This window comes from Nocardia lasii (assembly GCF_042658545.1).
GTDB lineage: Bacteria > Actinomycetota > Actinomycetes > Mycobacteriales > Mycobacteriaceae > Nocardia > Nocardia lasii.
In genome coordinates this window covers 1-2,439 of the sequence record NZ_JBHSQN010000010.1, presented here as the reverse complement: position 1 = coordinate 2,439, position 2,439 = coordinate 1, and the positions used below count along the sequence as shown (strand labels likewise).

General features: G+C 71.7%; 2 protein-coding genes. Both read right to left on the bottom strand.

Translation table 11 applies throughout. The annotated features are described in order from the left end of the window. Positions 1-9: 9 nt before the first annotated feature. Entirely contained in the window at positions 10-1,446 is a 1,437-nt protein-coding gene (locus ACFP3H_RS14555) for a GuaB1 family IMP dehydrogenase-related protein (RefSeq protein ID WP_378605564.1), read from the bottom strand. A gap of 51 nt (positions 1,447-1,497) precedes the next feature. Beyond that, positions 1,498-2,337 carry a DMT family transporter gene (locus ACFP3H_RS14550; RefSeq protein ID WP_378605561.1) on the bottom strand — a complete coding sequence of 280 codons (840 nt, stop codon included), beginning with the start codon at positions 2,335-2,337 and terminating at the stop codon, positions 1,498-1,500. Between the last annotated feature and the right edge of the window lie 102 nt (positions 2,338-2,439).

Genomic DNA, 2,439 nt, shown 5'->3' with positions numbered 1-2,439 from the left:
GCACGGGGTTCACCAGCCGCTGGGCAGGGGCCGTCCCTCGGCGAAACCGGCGGCCGACTGCACGCCGAGCACCGCGCGCTCGTGGAATTCGGGCAGCGTGCGGGCACCGGCGTAGGTGCACGAGCTGCGCACGCCCGAGCAGATGTGATCGATCAGGTCCTCCACGCCGGGACGCTCGGGGTCCAGGCGCATCCGCGAGCTGGAGATGCCCTCCTCGAACAGGGCCTTGCGGGCCCGGTCGAAGGAGCTGTCGGCGGCGGTGCGGGCGGCGACGGCCCGCTTGGACGCCATGCCGAAGCTCTCCTTGTACTTGTTGCCGTCGCGGTCCACGCGCAGGTCGCCGGGGGACTCGTAGGTCCCGGCGAACCAGGAACCGATCATCACGTTCGACGCGCCCGCGGCCAGCGCGAGAGCCACGTCGCGCGGGTGCCGCACGCCACCGTCGGCCCACACGTGCACGCCGAGTTCGGTTGCGGCGGCAGCACATTCGGCCACCGCGGAGAACTGCGGGCGACCGACGCCGGTCATCATGCGGGTGGTGCACATGGCACCGGGGCCGACGCCGACCTTGATGATGGTCGCGCCCGCCTCGGCCAGATCGCGGGTGCCCTCGGCGGAGACCACATTGCCCGCGACCAGCGGCAGGCCAAGGCCCAGATCGGCGACGGTGCGCAGCGATTCGAGCATCTTGGCCTGGTGGCCGTGCGCGGTGTCGAGCACGAGCACGTCCGCGCCGGCCTCGGCCAGGGCCTTCGCCTTGGCGGCCACGTCACCGTTGATGCCGACCGCGGCGGCCACGCGCAGCTTGCCGTTCGCGTCGACGGCGGGGGTGTAGATCCCGGCGCGCACGGTGCCGGTGCGGGTGATCACGCCGGCCAGGGTGCCGTCGGGGTGGGTGAGGACCGCGAGCTGGGCGTGCGCCTGCGCGAGACGGTCGAAGATATCGCGCGGGGACGCCTCGACGGGGACCTGCACGAAATCGGTGAACGCGACCTCGCGCAGGCGCGCGAACCGGTCGACATCGGCGCAGGCGGCCTCGGTGACCACACCGACCGGCTTGCCGCCCTCGACGACCACGACGGCCCCGTGCGCACGCTTGTGCATGAGGGCGACCGCGTCGGACACCGAGCGGTCCGGGTCGAGGGTGACGGGGGTGTCGGCGGTGAGCGAACGGCTCTTGACGAACGCGATGGTCTCCGCGGCGGCCGGGATCGGCAGATCCTGCGGCAGCACCACCAGGCCGCCGCGACGTGCGACGGTCTCGGCCATGCGCTTGCCCGCGACGGCGGTCATGTTCGCCACGACGAGGGGAATGGTGGTGCCGGATCCATCGACGCTGGCCAGGTCCACATCGAACCGGGACGCGACATCAGTCCGGTTCGGGACCAGGAAGAGGTCGTCGTAGGTCAGGTCATACGGCGGCTGGGGTCCCGGAAGAAATCGCACTTGATTGATAGTAGCCCTGTGCGGATCGCGGTGTGCAACCTCGGTACCGATTCAGCCGCTGGTCCGGCACAGTGCCACCGTCGCGACGCACATCACCACCACACATACGCCGACCACGAGCAGGCCGGTGCCGTGGGTGCGCAGGTGCTCGTCGAGGGCGGTGAGGCCGAGGAAGGCGGCGGCCAGCGGTTCGGCGACCGTGGCGGCGGGCAGCGAGGCCGACAGGGGACCGACGTGGAAGGCGCGCTGTTGCAGATAGACGCCGAGCAGACCGGCCGCGACCAGCAACCAGGTCTGCCAGCCGGTGAGGACCGCGCCGAGCCCGTCGTCGACGAGGGTGACGACACGGTCGGTGAGCGCCGCGGCGAGGCCGAACAGGGCGCCACCGGCGAGACCGAGGGCGAGCGCGCGGCCGGAGCGCGAGGCGATCGAGAGACCGACGACCGTCGCGACCGCGATGACGCCGAGCAGAATCCCCAAGGGCGCCAACCACTCTCGAAACGGCGCGGTGGCATCGCCGACACTGGGATCGCCCACGATCAGGAACAGGGCCAGCGCCGCGACGAGGATCGCGGCGAGCGTCGCGGCGCGCGCGGTGATCCGCTGACCGTTGAGGCGGGCCGACAGCGGCAGCGCGAACACCAAGGCACACACCAGGATCGGTTGCACCACCAGCACGGCGCCGAAGGTCAGGGCGAGGACCTGCATGGCGTAGCCGCCCGCGTCGCCGACGATGCCCGACCACCAGCGCGGACTGCGCAGCAGGGTGCCCATCAGCGAATCCCCGTCGGGGACAGCGGCGGCCGCGCGCTGCTGGGCCACCGCGGCCAGCGCGAACAGCAGGGCCGCGATCAGCGCGCACACGATGGCCGCGATCGGATGGTTCGTCACGGGCTCAGTGTGCTGGATCGGTCAGACCGTCGCGGCGAGCCGTGACGGGTGCGAACAGCAGCGTGGCCGAACCGTAATCGGTTCGGCCACGCCGGAATTCAG